We start from the raw sequence: 17,708 nt of genomic DNA on the forward strand, positions 1-17,708 counted from the left end.
GCCAGCGCCGGGGCCGTGACCACATCGCCTTGGTTGGCGGGCTCGCGGCTCCTGCTCTGTTCCGAGGCCCTTCGCATCGTCCCGACCGTCGGGACGTCGGCGACGCAAGCTTGTCCCCCGCGTCGCGTCCTGATCATCCGAGGCCAAAGCTCGTGACCGATACCGTCTACAGCTCCAGCGCGTCTTCCGCCGGGCATGCCGCCCCGCAAACGGTGGATCCGGGTGTCGACGACTTCATCGCCCTGTTGAAGCCGCGGGTGATGTCGCTGGTGGTGTTCACAGGCGCTGTGGGCATCTTCCTTGCGCCGGGGCAGTTGCACCCGGTGCTGGCCTTCGTGGCGCTGCTGTGCATCGCGGTCGGGGCCGGCGCCTCGGGTGCCATCAACATGTGGTACGACCGCGATATCGACGCGGTGATGACCCGCACCGCCGACCGCCCGATCCCGGCGGGCCGGATGGAGCCTGAAACCGCGCTCGCCTTCGGTGTGACCCTGGCGGTGGCCTCGGTGGTGGTGATGGGGCTGGCGGTGAACCCGGTGGCGGGGGCGCTTCTGGCGTTGACCATCGGCTTCTATATCTTCATCTACACCATGTGGCTGAAGCGTTCGACGCCGCAGAACATCGTGATCGGCGGCGCCGCCGGTGCCTTCCCGCCGATGGTGGGCTGGGCCGCTGTCTCGGGTGATGTCTCGCTGGGCGGGCTGGTGCTGTTCGCGCTGATCTTCATGTGGACCCCGCCGCATTTCTGGGCGCTGGCGCTGTATCGCGATGGCGACTATGCCCGCGCCGGCGTGCCGATGCTGCCGGTGGTGGCCGGCCGGCGCGAGACCAAGAAGCAGATCCTGATCTATACCGTGGCCCTGTTGCCGCTGTCGGTGACGCCCTGGCTGATCGGCATGGCCAGCGTCTGGTATGCGGTCGCGGCCGGCGGGCTCAGCCTGATGTTCCTGGGGCACGCGCTGCGCGTGGCGCGAAGCGAGGGTGATGCGGCGCCCAAGGCGATGTTCCGGTTCTCGATCCTGTATCTGTTCGCCCAGTTCGCCCTGATGGTTGCCGACAAGGCGCTGGGCCTTGGGGTGTGGTCATGAGCAAGGCCGCCAAGCCGCCTGTGGCCGGGGTGACGCCACCGATGACGTCGGATGAATACGATCCGCAGCGCGCGATCGTGACCGGTCACACCGACCCGGGATCGCCCGAGGCGCAGGCGCGGATGAAACGCATGCGCCAGCGCAACTGGGCCTTGTTCATCCTGCTATGGGCGATGGTGGCGCTGTTCTTCGCCATCACCATCGCGAAAATGAGTTGAGCGGAAGCCGGGGCAGAAGATGACCGACCGCGATCCGGAGATGGGAAAAAAGGCCACCGCCAGCGATGGCGACCGCCGGCTGCGCCGCGCGAAGCGACGCACCCTGGCTGGCGTATTCGTCATGCTGGGCGGCATGAGCGTTCTGACCGCCTATTCCTCGACCATCTACAACCTGTTCTGTCAGGTCACCGGCTATGGCGGCACCACCCAGATTTCGGGTGGCGGCGACGTGCCGGTGCTCGACCGCGAAATGACCGTGCGGTTCAACGCCGACACCGCCCGCGGCATGCCCTGGGGCTTCTTTCCTGAGCAGCGCGAGGTGGTGGTGAAGGTGGGGGAACGCCGGCTGGCCTTCTACAAGGCGGTGAACAACAGCGACCGGCCGGTTCTGGGGCAGGCGGCATACAATGTCACGCCGCAGAAAATGGGCCTGTATTTCGACAAGATCGACTGCTTCTGCTTCACCGAGCAGCTGCTAATGCCGGGGCAGTCGGTCGATATGCCGGTCAGCTTCTATATCGACCCCAAGATGGCCGATGACCGGAATGTCGAGGAGGTGCGGACGGTGACGCTGTCCTATACTTTCTTCGATCTGGGCGAGGACGGGCTGCAGAGCTATCTGGAGCGCACCGGCCAGACCCTCGACAAGCTTGCGGCGGCGGCGGGGACTGTGTCCGCCGACACCGCGCGGAGCCGGGAGAGCGGCCGTCCCGCCGGCGGCTGATGCTTACCGGCCCCTAGGGATGGAAACGCACGCGCGCCGCGCCGGTTCTGCTGGCGCGGGCATGGAACTGCCCCTGACCGGGATGGACCCGGACTGCGGGTCAATGGTTATGGTTCGCCCGCGCCGGGCAGAGACGGACGGACCGCGTCCGCGCATACCGGCCGACAAGAGGTCATGCGGCAGCGGCCTTGAGGAGAGTGAAGATGAGCGAAGCACACGCTGCGCACACCAAAGTGCACGAGTACCATCTGGTCGATCCGAGCCCGTGGCCCTTCCTCGGCGCCATGTCCGGACTGATCCTCGCCTCTGGCGGCGTCATGTACATGCACGGCAATTCGATCGGCGGCATCGTGCTGACGATCGGCTTCCTGGCGGTGCTGGGTGTCATGGCCGGCTGGTGGCGGGACGTGATCAAGGAGTCGGTGCATGAGAAGGCCCATACCGGCGTGGTCCAGATCGGGCTGCGCATGGGCATGGTGCTGTTCATCGCCTCGGAGGTGATGTTCTTCGTCGCCTTCTTCTGGGCCTATTTCAACGCCTCGCTGTTCCCGACCGAGGCTGTCGGCGGTGTCTGGCCGCCAGAGGGCATCGAGACCTTCGACCCCTGGCATCTGCCGCTGATGAACACCACCATCCTGTTGCTGTCGGGCACCACGCTGACCTGGGCGCATCATGCGCTGCGCGATGGCGACAACCGCACCACCGTGCAGATGCTGGCGGTCACCGTCGGCCTCGGCCTGTTCTTCTCGTGCGTGCAGGCCTATGAATACAGCCATGCCGCCTTCGCCTTCACCGATGGCGTCTATGCCTCGACCTTCTACATGGCGACCGGCTTCCACGGCTTCCACGTCATCGTCGGCACCATCTTTCTGGCGGTTTGCCTGCGGCGCGCGATGCTGAACCAGTTCAGCGCCACTAAGCATATCGGCTTCGAGGCGGCGGCCTGGTACTGGCACTTCGTCGACGTGGTGTGGCTGTTCCTGTTCGTCTCGATCTATGTCTGGGGCCAGTAATGCCTGACCGGCCCGAGGGTCCGGCATGGCCGGCGGTGTCGCCGCTGGCCGCCGGCCTTGGGTGCCGTTGTCCACGCTGCGGCGAGGGGCGCCTGTTCAGGGGGCTTCTCGCCGTTCGCGCGTCCTGCGACCGCTGCGGGCTGGACCTGCAATCGGTGGCGAGTGACGACGGCCCCGCCGCTTTCGTGATCCTGATCGTGGGCTTCATCCTGATGGCGCTGGTGCTGTGGGTGGAGCTGACCTGGGCGCCGCCGATGTGGCTGCACCTGCTGCTGTGGCTGCCGCTGACGGTGGTGCTGTCGGTGGGGCTGCTGCGACCGATGAAAGCCTGGATGATCGCCCAGCAATACCGCCATCGCGTGGCCGGGCTCGGCCGCGAGGACGACGATACCGAGGACTGACCCGCCCCCATGTCGACCAAACGACCCACCATCGCCCGGCGCAATGCCGCCGCCAAGCGCCAGGCCGCGGCGAAGCGCCACACGCGTGAGCAGCGCCCGGCCCAGGGGCAGGCCACTCTGCCTCCGAAGGGCGCCGCGCCGCAGAAAGCCGGCGGCGCGGCCAAGGCCGGGGCGTCCGCGAAGGCCGGGGCATCCGCGAAGACCGGGGCGCCCGCGAATGGCGGCGGTGCCGGGCACGGCGGCATCCGCCGCAAGGACGGACCGCTGCTGCTGGTGCTGGTGATCATCGCTGTTGCGATCATGGCCGGGCTCGGCGTGTGGCAGGTGCAGCGCCTGGCCTGGAAGACCGATCTGATCGAGACCCGCCAGGCACAGCTTGCAGCAGACCCGGTGCCGCTGCCGGTGTTCGCCGACGATGCGACGCCCGAGGCCTTGCAGGCCTGGGCATTCCGGCGGGTGGAGATGACCGGGCGGTTCCTGCACGACAAGGAACTGTATCAGGCGGCGAAATCGCTGAACGGCAATAGCGGCTATCACATCCTGACGCCGTTCGAGCGCACCGACCTTCCCGGCGGCACCGAACAGACCGTGCTGGTCAGCCGCGGCTGGGTGCCGCTGGACAACAAGACGCCGGAAACCCGTGCGGCCGGCCAGATCGAGGGCATCACCCGGGTTACCGGTATCGCCCGGGTTCCGGCAACCGCCTGGATCGTGCCCGACAATCGGCCGAGCGAGAATTTCTGGTTTACGATCGACCTGAAGCTGATGGGTGATTTCGTCGACCACAAGCTGGCGCCGATCTATGTCGAGGCCGATGACACCCCGGTGCCGGGCGATCTGCCGCGCGGTGGCCAGACCCGGTCCGAGATGCCCAATGATCATCTGCAATACGCGATCACCTGGTTTGCCCTCGCCCTGTCGCTGATCGTGATCTATGTCGTCTATCGCAGGCGGCGCTGACCTCTGCGCGCCTGCCTGCCGACGCTCCGCTTAACCAAGTCCACGGCCCCGTGATGAAGACCTCGAACCGCCGCTTCCGTGCCCTGACCGGCATCGCCATCTTCGCGACCTTCTGCCTGATCGTGCTGGGGGCCGTGATCCGTGCCACCAATTCAGGGCTGTCCTGCCCCGACTGGCCGGTGTGCTATGGCTTCTGGGTGCCGACGCCGGCCAAGCTCGCGACGATCCCCAATGTCGACTACACCTATCTTCAGGTAATGTATGAATGGGTGCATCGCTTCATCGCCGGCGTGATCGTGGGGCCGCTGGTGCTGGTGCTGGCGATCTGGGCGCTGACGATGCGGCGAGAGAACCTGCGCCCCGGCCTGTTCGGCATCGCGGCCCTGGCGCTGCTGCTGGTGCAGGGCCTGCTTGGCGGGCTGACGGTGCTGGACCGTAATTCGCCCTGGAGCGTGGCGGTCCATCTGGGTAATGCCCAGCTGGTGCTGGCGATGCTGATCGCCATGTATGTCAGCGCTGGCCGGCCGGCACAGAGCGCGCTGGTCTGGACCGAGCCGGTGCCGCGCGCGGCACGGCTGCTGGTGCTGCTGGTGGCGGCACTGGCGCTCTCCACCATCGCATCCGGCGCGATGATGGCCAAGAACGGCGCCTCGCTGGCCTGTTCCACCTGGCCGCTCTGCGATGGCGAGGTGATCCCGCCGCTGGATGATCCGTTGGTGGCGCTGCACTTCACCCATCGGGTGCTGGCCGGCACCACCGCGCTGTCGATCCTGGCGCTGTTCCTGTGGGCGCGGTCGATGCGCGGCCGCGCGCCGGGCTTCTCTCGCGATATGCACCGCACCGTCGGGCTGGTGGCGCTTCAGGTCTGCATGGGGGCTGCGGTGATCATGCTGCATGTGCCGGTCTGGACGGCGGCCACCCATCAGGCGATGGGGGTTCTGGTGCTGGCCTCGCTGGTGGTGACCGCGCTGCATGCAGCATTCGGGCCTGAGACCGGCGTGCCCCGCCCGCATCCCAAGGCCATGGCCCACCATCAGGCATCGGCCTGACCCACCGCCGTCTTCCCATCTCCATCAGGCCCATCTCCAATCAGGCCCACCTCCAATCAGGGACACCGGATCATGTCCGCCATGGCCGAACTCGAACGTCGCTTCCGTCGCCTGTCGCATATCGAGGGCGCCGAGGGCGTGCTCGGCTGGGATTGGGCTGTCAACATGCCCAAGGGTGGCGCCGCCGCGCGATCCGCGCAGATGGCGACCCTGGCCGAGATCGGCCATGGTCTGCTGACCGCCCCCGACCTGCCGGCCTTGTTCGACGATGCGGCGACCGAGCTTGACGACACCACGCCCGATACCGACGATGTGGCCGATCATATCGGCTGGCAGAGGGCCAATCTGGCCGAGATGCGCGGCCGGCACGCCCATGCCACGGCGCTACCCGCCGATCTCGTGGTGCGGCAGGCCGAGGCGTCGTCGGCCTGCGAGATGATCTGGCGTGAGGCCCGGGCCGCGAATGACTTCGCCCGGTTCGCGCCGGCGCTGGACCATGTGCTGTCGCTGGCACGCGAGGTGGCGGCGGCCAAGGGGGCCGCCCTTGGCCTGTCACCCTATGCGGCCTTGCTGGATGCCTATGATCCGGGCCGCAACCCTGAGGATATCGACCGGATCTTCACCCGGCTCGAGGCCGAATTGCCGGTGATCCGCGAGGCGGCGCTGGCGGCACAGGCGGCCCGGCCCCAGCCGGTGCGGCCGCATGGGCCGTTTCCGGTGACGGCGCAGCGCACACTGGGCATCCGGCTGATGACCATGGCCGGCTTCCCCTTCGATCACGGCCGGCTGGATGTCAGCCATCACCCGTTCTCGGGCGGGGTGCCCGACGATCTGCGTATCACCACCCGTTACGACGAGGCCGATTTCGCCGAAAGCGCCATGGCGGTGCTGCACGAGACCGGCCATGCGCTTTATGAACATGGCCTGCCCAAAGCCTGGCGCGACCAGCCGGTGGGGCTGGCGCGCGGCATGACCCTGCATGAAAGCCAGTCGCTGCTGATCGAGATGCAGGCCAGCCGCAGCCGGCCGTTCATGACCGCTTTTGCCGAATGCGCACGTCTGGCCTTTGGTGCCGATGCCGACGATCCGGCCTATGGGGCGGACAATCTGCATGCGCTGATGGTGCGGGTGAAGCCGGGGCTGATCCGGGTGACCGCCGACGAGGTGACCTATCCCGGCCATGTGATCCTGCGCTATCGGCTTGAGCGCGCGATGATCGCCGGCGATCTGGCGGTGACCGATCTGCCCGGCGCCTGGGCCGAGGGCATGGCCCGGCTGGTGGGCGTGGTGCCCGATACCGACCGTGACGGCTGCATGCAGGATATCCACTGGCCGACGGGATCCTTCGGCTATTTCCCGACCTATTCGCTGGGGGCGATGGCGGCGGCGCAGTTGTTCCAGGCGGCGCGCCGGGCGTTGCCGGACCTGGATGACGACCTGTCACGGGGCGATTTCGCCGGGCTGCTGGGCTGGCTGCGCGCCAATGTCCACAGCCAGGGCTGCCGCTGGTCGGCTGACGAGCTGATCCTGCGCGCCACCGGCGCGCCACTCGGCGCCGATGATTTCCTGGCCCATCTGCGCCAGCGTTATCTGGGGGGGGCCGCCGCCTGATCCGCCGGTGCCAAGGCGCATTGATCGCCGCCGCCACCCCGGCTAGGCTCTGGGCCGATACTGTGGTGGCAGCCCCTACCCAACCGGATACGTCCCACCGGATACCCCCGCCTGCGAGGCGCCCTGCAAGCAAGGATCGTCGTCCGTGCACTATATCAGCACCCGTGGCCGCGCGCCGCGGCTCGATTTCAGTGAGGTTCTGCTCGACGGCCTGGGCCGCGATGGCGGCCTGTACCTGCCTGAGACCTGGCCGCAGATCGATGCCGACACCCTGCGGCGCTGGCGCGGTCTGAGCTATGCCGATCTCGCCAAGCGGATCATGCGGCTGTTTGTGGGCACGACCATCGCCGCCGCCGATCTGGACCGGATGATCGACGACACCTATCGCGGTTTCGATCATCGCGCGGTGGCGCCGCTGAAGCAGCTTGGACCCGATGAATGGGTGATGGAGCTGTTCCACGGCCCGACACTCGCCTTCAAGGATTTCGCCCTGCAATTGCTGGGCCGGCTGTTCGATCATGTGCTCGACCGCAGCGATCGCCGCGGCGTGATTCTGGGCGCCACCTCGGGCGATACCGGGTCGGCTGCGATCGAGGCCTGCCGCGATCGGGCGCGGCTGGACGTGTTCATCCTGCATCCGCTGGGCCGGACATCCGAGGTCCAGCGCCGGCAGATGACCACGGTGCTGTCGCCCAACATCCACAACATCGCCATCCAGGGCACGTTCGACGATGCCCAGGACATGGTGAAGGCGGCCTTCGGCGACGAAGGCTTCCGCGACACCGTGGGGCTGACCGCGATCAACTCGATCAACTGGGCGCGGATCGCGGCCCAGGTGGTCTATTATTTTCACGCCGGGCTGGCGCTGGGGGCGCCCGACCGGCCGATCGCCTTCTCGGTGCCGACCGGCAATTTCGGCGATGTCTATGCCGGCTATATCGCCGCCCGCATGGGCCTGCCGGTGGCGAAGCTGATCGTCGCCACCAATGAGAACGACATCCTGGCGCGATTCTTCCGCGATGGCGATTATTCCAGCGCCGGGGTGCGGCCGACACTCAGCCCGTCGATGGACATCCAGGTGGCGAGCAATTTCGAACGGCTGCTGTTCGATCTGAAGGGGCGTGACGGCGAGGCCACGGCCGCGGCGATCGCCACCTTCCGCGCCACCGGCCGGCTGCCGGTGACGCCGGCCGAGGTGGCCGAGGCGCAGGCGCTGTTCGATGCCGGCGCCGCCGACGACACCCGCACACTCAGCACCATCCGCACCGTGTTTGGCGAAACTGGCGAGATCCTGGACCCGCACACGGCGGTTGGTGTCGCGGTTGGCCGCGACCGCAAGCCTGCTGGCGTGCCGGTGGTGGTGCTGTCGACGGCCCATCCGGCCAAATTCCCCGATGCGGTGGAACGCGCGATCGGCCGCCGGCCGGCGCTGCCCGAACGCATGGCAGACCTGATGGAGCGGCCGGAGCGTTTCGAGACGCTGGAGGCTGACGTTTCGGGCCTGAAGTCCCATATCATGTCGCACCGCCGCAATGTCTGACGCCATGTCCGACGGCCGGCGGCCTCTTCGATCCGAGCGATCACCACAGGAGCACCAGACCCCATCATGAGCCTCGACGGTTCCAGCATCCGCGTCACCACCCTGCCCAACGGCATGCGTGTCGCCACCGACAGCATGTCCCATGTCGAGACGGTGACCGTGGGGGTGTGGGTGCATGCCGGAACCCGGCACGAGCCCGCCGAGATCAACGGCGTCTCGCATCTGCTGGAGCACATGGCCTTCAAGGGCACCGACCGGCGCACCGCCCAAGGCCTGGCCGAAGAGGTCGAGGCGGTGGGTGGCTATATGAACGCCTATACCTCACGCGAGCAGACGGTCTATTACCTGAAGCTGATGGCCGATGATCTGGCGCTGGGCGTCGATGTGCTGGCCGATATCCTGCAGCATTCGGTGTTCGACCCCGACGAGTTGGAACGCGAACGCTCGGTGGTGGTGCAGGAGATCCTGTCGGCCGATGACATGCCCGAGGATGTGGTGTTCGATCATTTCCAGGCCGCCGCCTATCCCGATCAGGGGCTGGGCCGGCCGATTCTGGGGCCGGTGGAGATCGTCCGCACCATGCCGCGTCAGGCGATCGCCGGCTATATGCGCCGGCAATATGCCGCCGATCGCATGGTTCTGGCGGCGGCCGGCAAGGTCGATCACGACCGGCTGGTCGATCTGGCGACCCGGTTCTTCAATGCCCTGCCGCAGTCGGAACCGCGCCTGACCGATCCGGCGGCCTATGTCGGCGGCGATCACCGGCGGCGTAAGGATCATCTGGGGCAGGTGCATCTGACCCTGGGCTTCCCCGGCATCGGCTATAATCACGACGATTATCATGCATCCCAGATGCTGGCGACCCTGCTTGGCGGGGGCATGTCGTCGCGGCTGTTCCAGGAGGTCCGCGAGAAGCGGGGCCTGTGCTACAACGTCTATGCCTTCGCGAGCCCGTTCGAGGATCATGGCCTGTTCGGCATCTATGTCGCGGCGGCTGAGGACGAGATCGGCGAGGCGATGCCGGTGATCGTGGATGAAACCCTGTCGGTGGCCGAGCGGGTGGGCGACGAGGAACTGCGCCGGTCGTTCGCCCAGTTGAAGGCCGGATTGCTGATGGGGCTTGAGAGCACCACCGCGCGGGCCGAGCGTCTGGCCCAGTCGCTGATCATCTATGGCCGGGCCCAGTCGGTGCGCGCGGCGGTGGCGGAGCTTGAGGCGGTGACGCCGGCGCAGGTCTCGGCGCTGGCGGCGCGGCTGCTGGGGGCCGGCGCGCCGACCTTGGCGGCGCTGGGGCCGATCGCGCGGGTGCAGGATTATCAGGATCTGTTGCGGCGGTTCAGCTGACCGGCGGTTCGAGAGCCGGCGGTTCGACGGCCGGCGGCAGATGGCCAGGCGGGAGATGACCCACGAGATGACCTCCGACACGGATATCAGCGGAGAGATCGCCCAGGTGATCGACGCCGAGGGGCTGGTCTGCCCCTGGCCGGTGCTGCGGTTGAAAAAGGCGCTGAATGCGCTCAGGGCCGGTGCGGTGGTCGAGATCGTCGCCACGGATCCCGCCTCCTATATCGACATTCCGGGCTTTTGCGACACCGGCGGTCATGATTTGCTGTTGCAGCGTCGCGATGGCAACCGGTTTATCTATCGTGTCCGCAAGGGCGCGCATGCCTGATCGACCAGCCGGTGGGCGACAGGGGACCAGTGGAGGCGGATCCACCTGAGATGTGGCCTTTTCCATCGATGGATGGCGGCGACCGGCCGCGGATCGTGACCCCGCGCGTGATCATGCGCCCGGCGCGCCTGGCCGATTACCAGGCCTGGGCGGATGTGCGCGGCACGTCGCGGGATTTTCTGGAGCGGTGGGAACCGTCCTGGGGCAATGATCCGCTCAGCCGCAGCAGCTATCGCCGCCGTGTCGGCCATTATCGGATGATCGCCCGGCGCGGGGTGGGGCTGGCCTTCCACATCTTCGCCCGCGATCGCGATGTCGCCTCGGCCCAGAACGGATTGATCGGCGGGCTGACGCTCAACAACATCCGCTATGGCGTGGTCCAGTCGTGCAATGTCGGCTATTGGCTGGCCGAACCGCATGCCCGTCAGGGCTATATGACCGAGGCGCTGGGCGGTGCCGCCGATTTCGTGTTCACCACGCTGGGCCTGCACCGGCTGGAAGCCGCCTGCCTGCCGGAAAACCACCGCAGCATCGGTCTGCTGGAAAAGCTGGGCTTCGAGGCGGAAGGCCGTGCCCGCGAATATCTGCTGATCAACGGCCGCTGGACCGACCACCGCCTGTTCGGCCTGATCGCCACCGACTGGCGCCGCAACCGCCCCGTGCCGGCGGCGACGATCGACGCGGGCTGACCTCGCCTATCGGCCGGCATCTCTGCTACCCTTACGCTCAACCATCCGGCGATCGCGGCCCGGATCGATGACGATGAAGGGAGCCTGGTGATGACCCCCGACGATCGACGTGATGATGGCCCCGGGGCCGCCCGCTCAGACCGTAGGCCGGTCATCGTCTATCCGCGCGACGCCTTGCCCCGCCCGGATATGGCGGCGCTTCAGGCCGCACGCACGGGCATGGTCAAGATCGATGAGCTGATCGTGCCGCCGCGCGATGGCCGGGCCTTCCGGGTGCCCCGCGGTCATGTCTTCCGCATCGTCAGCATCGATGGCCCGCAGGTCGGCGACCTCAATCTCTGGAACGCCCACGACCTGTCCGAGCGCTTCTTCAGCGGCAAGACCCGGGCGCTGCACGCAACGCATGTCACCACCGGCGACCGGCTGTGGAGTTCGCTGCCCTCGCTCCGGCCGATGGCGACGATCAGTCACGACACGCTCGGCTGGTATGGCTGGGACGAGGATGGCGGCGGCATCCACGACGTGATCGGCACCCGCTGCGATCCCTATACCAACCGCCTGCTGTCTGGCGGCGACTATCACCAGTGCTGTCATTCGAACCTGTGCCGGGCCTTGTCGGCGGCAACCGGCCTGACGCCGCGCGCGGCGGAGCCCCATGTCCACGATGTGCTCAACGTCTTCATGTGCACCGGCTTCACCCGCGACAGCCATCAGTATTTCATGAAGGCCAGCCCGGTCCGGCCGGGGGATTTTCTGGAACTGTTCGCCGAAATCGATCTGCTGGCGGCGCTGTCCGCCTGTCCGGGCGGCGATTGCAGCGCCACTCATTCCAGCGACACGGCGCCCTGTTTCCCGCTCAAGGTCGAGATCTTCCGCCCCGCGCCGGGTGTGCTGGACGGCTGGTCCTGGCCCGCGCCCAACGGCTATTCCGGGCTCTGACCGCAGGCGTCAGTGGGTGCCGGTCACGCCCTGAGCCAGCCTTCGAGCCTGGTGGCATCCGGCAGGCCGCCCGCATGGACGAGCTTGCCGTCAACCGAGATGCCAGGCGTGGACATGACGCCGGCCATGGCGATGGATTTTGCATCGGTGATCTTTTCCACAGCGACCTCGATGCCGATCTTTGCTGCTGCCGCCTTGACCATGGCTTCGGTGGCGTCACAGCGCTTGCAGCCGGGACCGTAGACTTTGACGGTCTTCATGGGTGTGTCCTTGTGGATGTCAGAAGATGAGGTTGAAGAGGAAGCCGACGGCAAGAATGCCGCCTGCCACAACGCCGATGAAGACGGCGATCAGGCGCAGGGTCAGCACCTGCTTGAGGATGACCATCTCCGGCAGGCTGAGGGCAATGACGCTCATCATGAAGGCGAGGACAGTGCCAAGTGCGGCACCCTTGCCCAATAGCGCCTCGACGATGGGGATCACGCCCGCGGCATTGGTGTACATCGGGATCCCCATGGCCACCGCCACCGGGACGGACCACCAGGCGTCCGCCCCCATGATGCGCACCATCAGATCCTCGGGCACATAGCCGTGGATCAGCGCGCCCATGCCGATGCCAAGGATGATCCAGATCCAGACCTTGCCGAAAATTTCGCGCACCGCCGCGATGCCGAGGCGATAGCGGCCTGCCATCGTCAGGCGTTCATCGTCGACACCAACGGGGGCATCGGCGCCCGAGTGTATGTCGCGCACCCAATCCTGAAGCCAGCCTTCCAGCCGGAGCTTGCCGATGATGAAGCCTGCCACGATGGCAATCCCGAGCCCGAACGCCAGATAGGTCGCCGCCACCTGCCACCCTACGAGACCGAAGAGCAGCACCAGTGCCACCTCGTTCACCATCGGCGCGGCGATCAGGAATGAAAAGGTCACGCCAAGCGGCACGCCCGCCGACACGAAACCGATGAACAGCGGAACAGCCGAACAGGAGCAGAAGGGCGTCACGACGCCCAGACTGGCCGACAGCACATTGCCGACCCCTTCACGCTTGCCTGACAAGAGAGCACGGGTCTTTTCCGGGGAAAACCAGCTGCGCACCACGCCCATCGCGAAGACGATGAGCGTGAGCAACATCATGACCTTGGGCACATCGTAGAAGAAGAAGGCGATTGCGTCGCCAGTGTGGCTATGCCGGTCGACCGGAAACAGGGCGGTGACCCACTCCGAAAACGGGATCAATTGACGGTAGATCACATACCAGGCCGCGACAAAGCCGATGACGGCAATGTGCCAGATCCAGTCCGGGCGAGGCTGCCGCGACATCTCGACATCGGCATGCATGGTCATGCGGCTTTCCTTGTCGATGAGGTCTCCGCGGTCAGCACCGCATCGACGATGTCGAGACTTCCGGGGCGTGGTCCGGCTTGCGGCGATAGCGCGCGCCGTGTTCGTCACGCCTGTTCTTCAGGACATCCGGCAATGCCGAATAGCTTGTGCGGGCCGGCGCATATGCACATTGATCCGGATCAAATCTGGCACTCCGACAGGCCTCGCCTGCCGCACCGGCTATCGCGGATTGGTCAGCCGGTCTTTGACGCCGCCTTTACGCCCGCCCGCCGCCATCGCCATCGCGGCTTTACGGGTGGTTGCGGGATGCTGCTCGTCATCCGGGGGATGGCTGCCGCCGTCCCCCGCCGATGAACCGGAGTGGCGGAGATGATGGATATTCTGATGCTGGGGCTGGGAACCGCGCTGTTCGGGCTGGCGGCCCTGACCGCGCTTGGGCTGGCGCGGTTATGACCGCCGCCAGCATGGGCGCCGGTCTGGCGATGGCCGGTCTGGCGATGGTCGATCTGGTCGGGCTGGTGCTGGGCGGGGCGGTCGTGGCGGCACTTGCGGTGTATCTGGTGGTGGTTCTGGTCCATCCCGACCGCTGACCCGACCGCCTGGCGGCGCCCTGAGAGGCGCCGGAGATGAGGTTTTTCATCCATGACATCGATGGATCTGGCACGGATCGCGATCTATCTGGCGATCGTGACCGGGCTTGCCGTGCTTCTGGGCCGGTGGCTGGTGGTGGTGGCGGGGCCGCGGGCTGCGGCCGCGCGGATACCGCTGATCGGCGCGGCCGAGGCCGGCATTCTCGGGCTGGCCGGCGTGGGCCCGGGGCGCGAGACCGGCTGGCTCGGCTATGCGCTGGCGGTGATCGCCTTCAATTATGCGGGCTTCCTGCTGCTGTACGGGGTGCTCAGGCTGCAGCATCTGCTGCCCTGGAACCCGCTCGACATCGGGCCGATGGCACCGGCGGTGGCGTTCAACACCGCGATCAGCTTTGTCACCAACACCAACTGGCAGGCCTATTCCGGCGAGGCGGAGCTGACCGGCTTCGCCCAGGCGGTGGGGCTCGGCACCCAGAACTTCCTGTCGGCGGCAACCGGTATCGCGGTGATGGTGGCGCTGGCCCGGGGCTTTGCCCGCGCCGAGGCCACGACGCTTGGCGACTTCACCACCGACCTCACCCGCATCACCCTGCGGCTGCTGCTGCCGCTGGCGGTGATCGTGACGGTGTTGCTGGTGCTTCAGGGGGTTCCGCAGGTGATGCAGGGGGTGCTGCACAGCATCGGCCTGGATAGCGGCGCCCAGACCATCCCGCTTGGTCCCGTCGCGTCGCAGGTGGCGATCAAGCAGCTCGGCACCAATGGCGGCGGCTTCTATGGCGTCAATTCCGCCCATCCGCTGGAAAACCCGACCATCTGGTCGAACCTGATCGAGATGGTGGCGATCCTGGCGCTGCCGGCGGCGATGCCGCTGGCCTTCGGCCGGCTGATCGGCGATCCCCGCCAGGGTCGGGCGCTGTTTCTGGCGATGCTGATCCCGTTCATGGTGATGGTGGGACTGATCGCCTGGGCGGAGCTTGCCGGCAACCCCATCCATCAGGCGCTCGGCGTCGACCCGGCGATGGGCAACATGGAAGGCAAGGAGGTCCGCTTCGGCGCGGTCGACAGCGGCATCTGGGCCGCTGCCACCACCGCGGCGTCGAACGGCTCGGTCAATGCCATGCATGACAGCTTCACCCCGCTCGGCGGCATGGTGGCCATGCTCGGCATGCTGCTGGGCGAGGTGATCTTCGGCGGTGTCGGCAGCGGCTTGTACGGGCTGATCCTGTTCGCGGTGATCGCCGTCTTCGCGGCCGGGCTGATGGTGGGCCGCACGCCTGAATATCTGGGCAAGAAGATCGAGGCCCGCGAGATGACCCTGGCCATGCTGGCGCTGATCGGGCTGGCGGTGGCGATGCTGGTGCCGGCAGCCCTGACCGCGGTGCTGCCGGTGGCCGCGGCCGCCGTGCAGGAGACGGGGCCGCATGGCCTGTCGGAGATCCTCTATGCCTATGGCTCGGCCGCCGGCAATAACGGCTCGGCCTTCGCGGGCTTCGGCGCCGCCCAGACCTTTCATGCCATCGCCATCGGCGTGTCGATGATGATCGGCCGCTATCTGCCGGTGCTGGTGGTGCTGGCGATTGCCGGCAGCCTGGCCGCCAAGAAGCGGCTGCCCGCCAGTGCCGGCACTCTGCCGACCCATGGGCCGCTGTTCATCGGCCTGCTGATCGCTGTTGTGCTGATCATCGGCGGGCTCACCTATTTCCCGGCGCTGGCGCTGGGTCCGGTTGCCGAGCATCTGGCGATGCTCGCCGGGCGATTGTCGTAACGGAAAGATGGGCCGATGAGGACGTCCGAAGATATCCGCCTGACCGACCCGGCGCTGCTGGGCCGTGCCGTGGCGCTGGCCTTCGCCAAATTCCACCCCCGCAGCCTTGCGACCAACCCGGTGACGCTGACCACCGCCGCGGTCTCGGTGGTGGCGACCATCCTGGCCGCGATCGAGATCGGACGCGGCGGGCCGCACGGGCTGGTGCTGGGCCAGATCTGCCTGTGGCTGTGGGCGACGGTGCTGTTCGGCAACATCGCCGAAGCCCTGGCCGAAGGCCGCGGCCGGGCGCGCGCCGACAGCCTGCGCGCCACCCAGTCCGAAACCCGTGCCCGCCTGCTCACCGGGCCGGCGGTGCCGCCATCGGGCCGCACCCATGAATGGCGCGAGGTTTCATCACGTGACCTTGGCGTCGATGATCTGGTGCTGGTGCGGGTGGGCGATCTGGTGCCCGCCGATGGTGAGGTGGTGGCCGGGATCGCCTCGATCGACGAGAGCGCGATCACCGGGGAAAGCGCGCCGGTGATCCGCGAAAGCGGCGGCGACCGGTCGGCCGTCACCGGTGGCACCCGGGTGGTGTCGGATCAGATCGTGATGCGGGTGACCCGCCAGCCGGGCGACAGCTTCCTTGACCGGATGATCGGTCTGGTCGAGGGCGCGCGCCGGCGCAAGACCCCGAACGAGATCGCGCTGACCATTCTGCTGGTGTCGCTGACCCTGATCTTCCTGCTGGTGGTGGTGGCGCTGGAAGCCTTTGCCAGCTGGTCGGGCACGCTGATCCCGGTCGGCTTTCTGATCGCCCTGCTGGTGACGCTGATCCCGACCACGATCAGCGCTCTGCTGTCGGCGATCGGCATTGCCGGCATGGACCGGCTGGTGCGCGCCGGCGTGATCGCCCGGTCGGGCCGCGCCGTGGAAGCGGCGGGCGATGTCGACGTGCTGCTGCTGGACAAGACCGGCACCATCACCTTCGGCAACCGCATGGCCGACGCCTTCCTGCCGGCGCCGGGCGTGTCGGAGAGGGCGCTGGCCGAGACGGCGGCCCTGGCGAGCCTGGGCGACGAGACCCCGGAAGGCCGCTCGATCCTGGATCTGGCGACGCGCCGCTTCGGCTTCGCGGCCGATCGCGATGGCGAGGGGCGCGCCTTGGGCGTGTCGCGCATGGTGCCGTTCTCGGCCCAGACCCGCATATCGGGCGTCGACCTTGCCGATGGCCGGGTGATCCGCAAAGGCGCTGCCGATGCGATTCTGCGTCATGTGCCGGGCGGCGCGCCGGCGGCGCTGGCCCAGGCGGTGGATCAGGTGGCGCGCGGCGGCGGCACGCCGCTGGTGGTGACCGATGGTGACCGGCCCCTGGGGGTGATCCACCTGAAGGACATCATCAAGCCGGGCATCCGCGAGCGCTTTGCCGAACTGCGCCGCATGGGCATCCGCACGGTGATGGTGACCGGCGACAACCCGCTCACAGCGGCCGCGATCGCCGCCGAGGCGGGCGTGGACGACGTGCTGGCCGAGGCCACCCCCGAACGCAAGCTGGAACTGATCCGCGCCGAGCAGGCCGAAGGCCGGATGGTCGCCATGTGCGGCGACGGCACCAACGACGCGCCGGCGCTGGCTCAGGCCGATGTCGGCGTGGCGATGAACGAGGGCACGGCCGCCGCCAAGGAGGCCGCCAATCTGATCGACCTCGACAGCGACCCGACCAAGCTGATCGAGGTGGTGATGGTGGGCAAGCAGTTGCTGGTCAGCCGTGGCGCGCTCACCACGTTTTCGATCGCCAATGACGTGGCCAAATATTTCGCCATCGTGCCGGCGCTGTTCGCAGGGGTTTATCCGGCGCTGGGGGCGCTCGACATCATGGATCTGGCAAGCCCTGAAAGCGCGATCCTGTCGGCGGTGATCTTCAATGCCCTGGTGATCCTGGCGCTGGTGCCGCTGGCGCTGCGCGGGGTGGCGGCGCGCGCCGCATCGGCGGCGGCTCTGCTGCGGCGCAATCTGCTGATTTATGGTCTGGGCGGGCTGGTGGCGCCGTTCATCGGCATCAAGCTGATCGATCTTGCCATAACCGGCCTCGGGCTGGTCTGAGGGGATAAGGACATGAAGAC

At 67.4% G+C, this 17,708-nt stretch carries 18 protein-coding genes; 16 read left to right on the forward strand and 2 right to left on the reverse strand.

Annotated features, from left to right (window positions below; all coding sequences use genetic code 11):
* Positions 1-152 precede the first annotated feature (152 nt).
* The 13 genes from cyoE to IEW15_RS14460 all read left to right on the forward strand — a co-directional run bounded on the left by cyoE (position 153) and on the right by IEW15_RS14460 (position 11,904).
* Positions 153-1,088: a heme o synthase gene (cyoE, locus tag IEW15_RS14400; protein WP_188579105.1), complete on the forward strand. Its 936-nt coding sequence runs from the start codon at positions 153-155 to the stop codon at positions 1,086-1,088.
* Positions 1,085-1,306 (forward strand): hypothetical protein, encoded by a 222-nt coding sequence (locus IEW15_RS14405; protein ID WP_188579193.1) that lies wholly within the window; start codon positions 1,085-1,087, stop codon positions 1,304-1,306. The genes cyoE and IEW15_RS14405 overlap by 4 nt, the downstream gene beginning before the upstream one ends.
* A gap of 19 nt (positions 1,307-1,325) precedes the next feature.
* Positions 1,326-2,030, forward strand: coding sequence for a cytochrome c oxidase assembly protein (locus IEW15_RS14410; protein ID WP_229708117.1), 705 nt, complete (start codon positions 1,326-1,328; stop codon positions 2,028-2,030).
* Positions 2,031-2,233: 203 nt separating this feature from the next.
* On the forward strand, positions 2,234-3,043 hold the full coding sequence (locus IEW15_RS14415; RefSeq protein WP_188579108.1) for a cytochrome c oxidase subunit 3: 810 nt from the start codon (positions 2,234-2,236) through the stop codon (positions 3,041-3,043).
* Positions 3,043-3,444 (forward strand): DUF983 domain-containing protein, encoded by a 402-nt coding sequence (locus IEW15_RS26370; RefSeq protein WP_188579110.1) that lies wholly within the window; start codon positions 3,043-3,045, stop codon positions 3,442-3,444. The genes IEW15_RS14415 and IEW15_RS26370 overlap by 1 nt, the downstream gene beginning before the upstream one ends.
* A 9-nt stretch (positions 3,445-3,453) precedes the next feature.
* Positions 3,454-4,404 (forward strand): SURF1 family protein, encoded by a 951-nt coding sequence (locus IEW15_RS14425; RefSeq protein WP_188579112.1) that lies wholly within the window; start codon positions 3,454-3,456, stop codon positions 4,402-4,404.
* Positions 4,405-4,457: 53 nt separating this feature from the next.
* Positions 4,458-5,453, forward strand: a complete 996-nt coding sequence (locus IEW15_RS14430) for a COX15/CtaA family protein (RefSeq protein WP_188579114.1) — start codon at positions 4,458-4,460, stop codon at positions 5,451-5,453.
* A 72-nt stretch (positions 5,454-5,525) separates the two neighbouring features.
* Positions 5,526-7,064, forward strand: a complete 1,539-nt coding sequence (locus IEW15_RS14435; protein ID WP_188579116.1) for a carboxypeptidase M32 — start codon at positions 5,526-5,528, stop codon at positions 7,062-7,064.
* A 145-nt stretch (positions 7,065-7,209) separates the two neighbouring features.
* Entirely contained in the window at positions 7,210-8,604 is a 1,395-nt protein-coding gene (thrC, locus tag IEW15_RS14440) for a threonine synthase (RefSeq protein ID WP_188579118.1), read from the forward strand.
* 66 nt (positions 8,605-8,670) lie between these two features.
* On the forward strand, positions 8,671-9,948 hold the full coding sequence (locus tag IEW15_RS14445) for a M16 family metallopeptidase (protein ID WP_188579120.1): 1,278 nt from the start codon (positions 8,671-8,673) through the stop codon (positions 9,946-9,948).
* Positions 9,949-10,015: 67 nt separating this feature from the next.
* Positions 10,016-10,276 (forward strand): sulfurtransferase TusA family protein, encoded by a 261-nt coding sequence (locus tag IEW15_RS14450; protein WP_188579123.1) that lies wholly within the window; start codon positions 10,016-10,018, stop codon positions 10,274-10,276.
* Positions 10,277-10,326: 50 nt separating this feature from the next.
* Entirely contained in the window at positions 10,327-10,965 is a 639-nt protein-coding gene (locus tag IEW15_RS14455; protein ID WP_229708119.1) for a GNAT family N-acetyltransferase, read from the forward strand.
* A gap of 90 nt (positions 10,966-11,055) precedes the next feature.
* On the forward strand, positions 11,056-11,904 hold the full coding sequence (locus IEW15_RS14460; protein WP_188579125.1) for an urea carboxylase-associated family protein: 849 nt from the start codon (positions 11,056-11,058) through the stop codon (positions 11,902-11,904).
* Between the two features lie 23 nt (positions 11,905-11,927).
* Here the strand turns inward: IEW15_RS14460 and IEW15_RS14465 are convergent, their stop codons facing one another.
* Positions 11,928-12,164, reverse strand: coding sequence for a thioredoxin family protein (locus tag IEW15_RS14465; protein ID WP_188579126.1), 237 nt, complete (start codon positions 12,162-12,164; stop codon positions 11,928-11,930).
* 19 nt (positions 12,165-12,183) lie between these two features.
* Entirely contained in the window at positions 12,184-13,242 is a 1,059-nt protein-coding gene (locus IEW15_RS14470; RefSeq protein WP_188579186.1) for a permease, read from the reverse strand.
* Positions 13,243-13,697: 455 nt separating this feature from the next.
* Here IEW15_RS14470 and IEW15_RS14475 point away from each other — a divergent pair, with 455 nt between their 5' ends.
* The 3 genes from IEW15_RS14475 to kdpB are packed head-to-tail and all read left to right on the forward strand — an operon-like array spanning position 13,698 to position 17,688.
* Complete coding sequence (locus IEW15_RS14475) at positions 13,698-13,838, forward strand: potassium-transporting ATPase subunit F (RefSeq protein WP_188579127.1); 141 nt, start codon at positions 13,698-13,700, stop codon at positions 13,836-13,838.
* 52 nt (positions 13,839-13,890) lie between these two features.
* Positions 13,891-15,603, forward strand: coding sequence for a potassium-transporting ATPase subunit KdpA (kdpA, locus tag IEW15_RS14480; protein ID WP_188579129.1), 1,713 nt, complete (start codon positions 13,891-13,893; stop codon positions 15,601-15,603).
* Positions 15,604-15,618: 15 nt separating this feature from the next.
* Positions 15,619-17,688 (forward strand): potassium-transporting ATPase subunit KdpB, encoded by a 2,070-nt coding sequence (gene kdpB, locus IEW15_RS14485; RefSeq protein WP_188579132.1) that lies wholly within the window; start codon positions 15,619-15,621, stop codon positions 17,686-17,688.
* Positions 17,689-17,708 lie beyond the last annotated feature (20 nt).

Source organism: Tistrella bauzanensis, from assembly GCF_014636235.1.
GTDB lineage: Bacteria > Pseudomonadota > Alphaproteobacteria > Tistrellales > Tistrellaceae > Tistrella > Tistrella bauzanensis.

What these genes read in the sequence shown, in the direction of transcription:
- IEW15_RS14405 (WP_188579193.1), top strand. Translation starts at nt 1,085, where the DNA reads ATGAGCAAGGCCGCCAAGCCGCCTGTGGCCGGGGTGACGCCACCGATG.
- IEW15_RS14410 (WP_229708117.1), top strand. Translation starts at nt 1,326, where the DNA reads ATGACCGACCGCGATCCGGAGATGGGAAAAAAGGCCACCGCCAGCGAT.
- IEW15_RS14415 (WP_188579108.1), top strand. Translation starts at nt 2,234, where the DNA reads ATGAGCGAAGCACACGCTGCGCACACCAAAGTGCACGAGTACCATCTG.
- IEW15_RS26370 (WP_188579110.1), top strand. Translation starts at nt 3,043, where the DNA reads ATGCCTGACCGGCCCGAGGGTCCGGCATGGCCGGCGGTGTCGCCGCTG.
- IEW15_RS14425 (WP_188579112.1), top strand. Translation starts at nt 3,454, where the DNA reads ATGTCGACCAAACGACCCACCATCGCCCGGCGCAATGCCGCCGCCAAG.
- IEW15_RS14430 (WP_188579114.1), top strand. Translation starts at nt 4,458, where the DNA reads ATGAAGACCTCGAACCGCCGCTTCCGTGCCCTGACCGGCATCGCCATC.
- IEW15_RS14435 (WP_188579116.1), top strand. Translation starts at nt 5,526, where the DNA reads ATGTCCGCCATGGCCGAACTCGAACGTCGCTTCCGTCGCCTGTCGCAT.
- IEW15_RS14445 (WP_188579120.1), top strand. Translation starts at nt 8,671, where the DNA reads ATGAGCCTCGACGGTTCCAGCATCCGCGTCACCACCCTGCCCAACGGC.
- IEW15_RS14450 (WP_188579123.1), top strand. Translation starts at nt 10,016, where the DNA reads ATGACCTCCGACACGGATATCAGCGGAGAGATCGCCCAGGTGATCGAC.
- IEW15_RS14455 (WP_229708119.1), top strand. Translation starts at nt 10,327, where the DNA reads ATGTGGCCTTTTCCATCGATGGATGGCGGCGACCGGCCGCGGATCGTG.
- IEW15_RS14460 (WP_188579125.1), top strand. Translation starts at nt 11,056, where the DNA reads ATGACCCCCGACGATCGACGTGATGATGGCCCCGGGGCCGCCCGCTCA.
- IEW15_RS14465 (WP_188579126.1), bottom strand. Translation starts at nt 12,164, where the DNA reads ATGAAGACCGTCAAAGTCTACGGTCCCGGCTGCAAGCGCTGTGACGCC.
- IEW15_RS14470 (WP_188579186.1), bottom strand. Translation starts at nt 13,242, where the DNA reads ATGCATGCCGATGTCGAGATGTCGCGGCAGCCTCGCCCGGACTGGATC.
- IEW15_RS14475 (WP_188579127.1), top strand. Translation starts at nt 13,698, where the DNA reads ATGACCGCCGCCAGCATGGGCGCCGGTCTGGCGATGGCCGGTCTGGCG.
- kdpA (WP_188579129.1), top strand. Translation starts at nt 13,891, where the DNA reads ATGACATCGATGGATCTGGCACGGATCGCGATCTATCTGGCGATCGTG.
- kdpB (WP_188579132.1), top strand. Translation starts at nt 15,619, where the DNA reads ATGAGGACGTCCGAAGATATCCGCCTGACCGACCCGGCGCTGCTGGGC.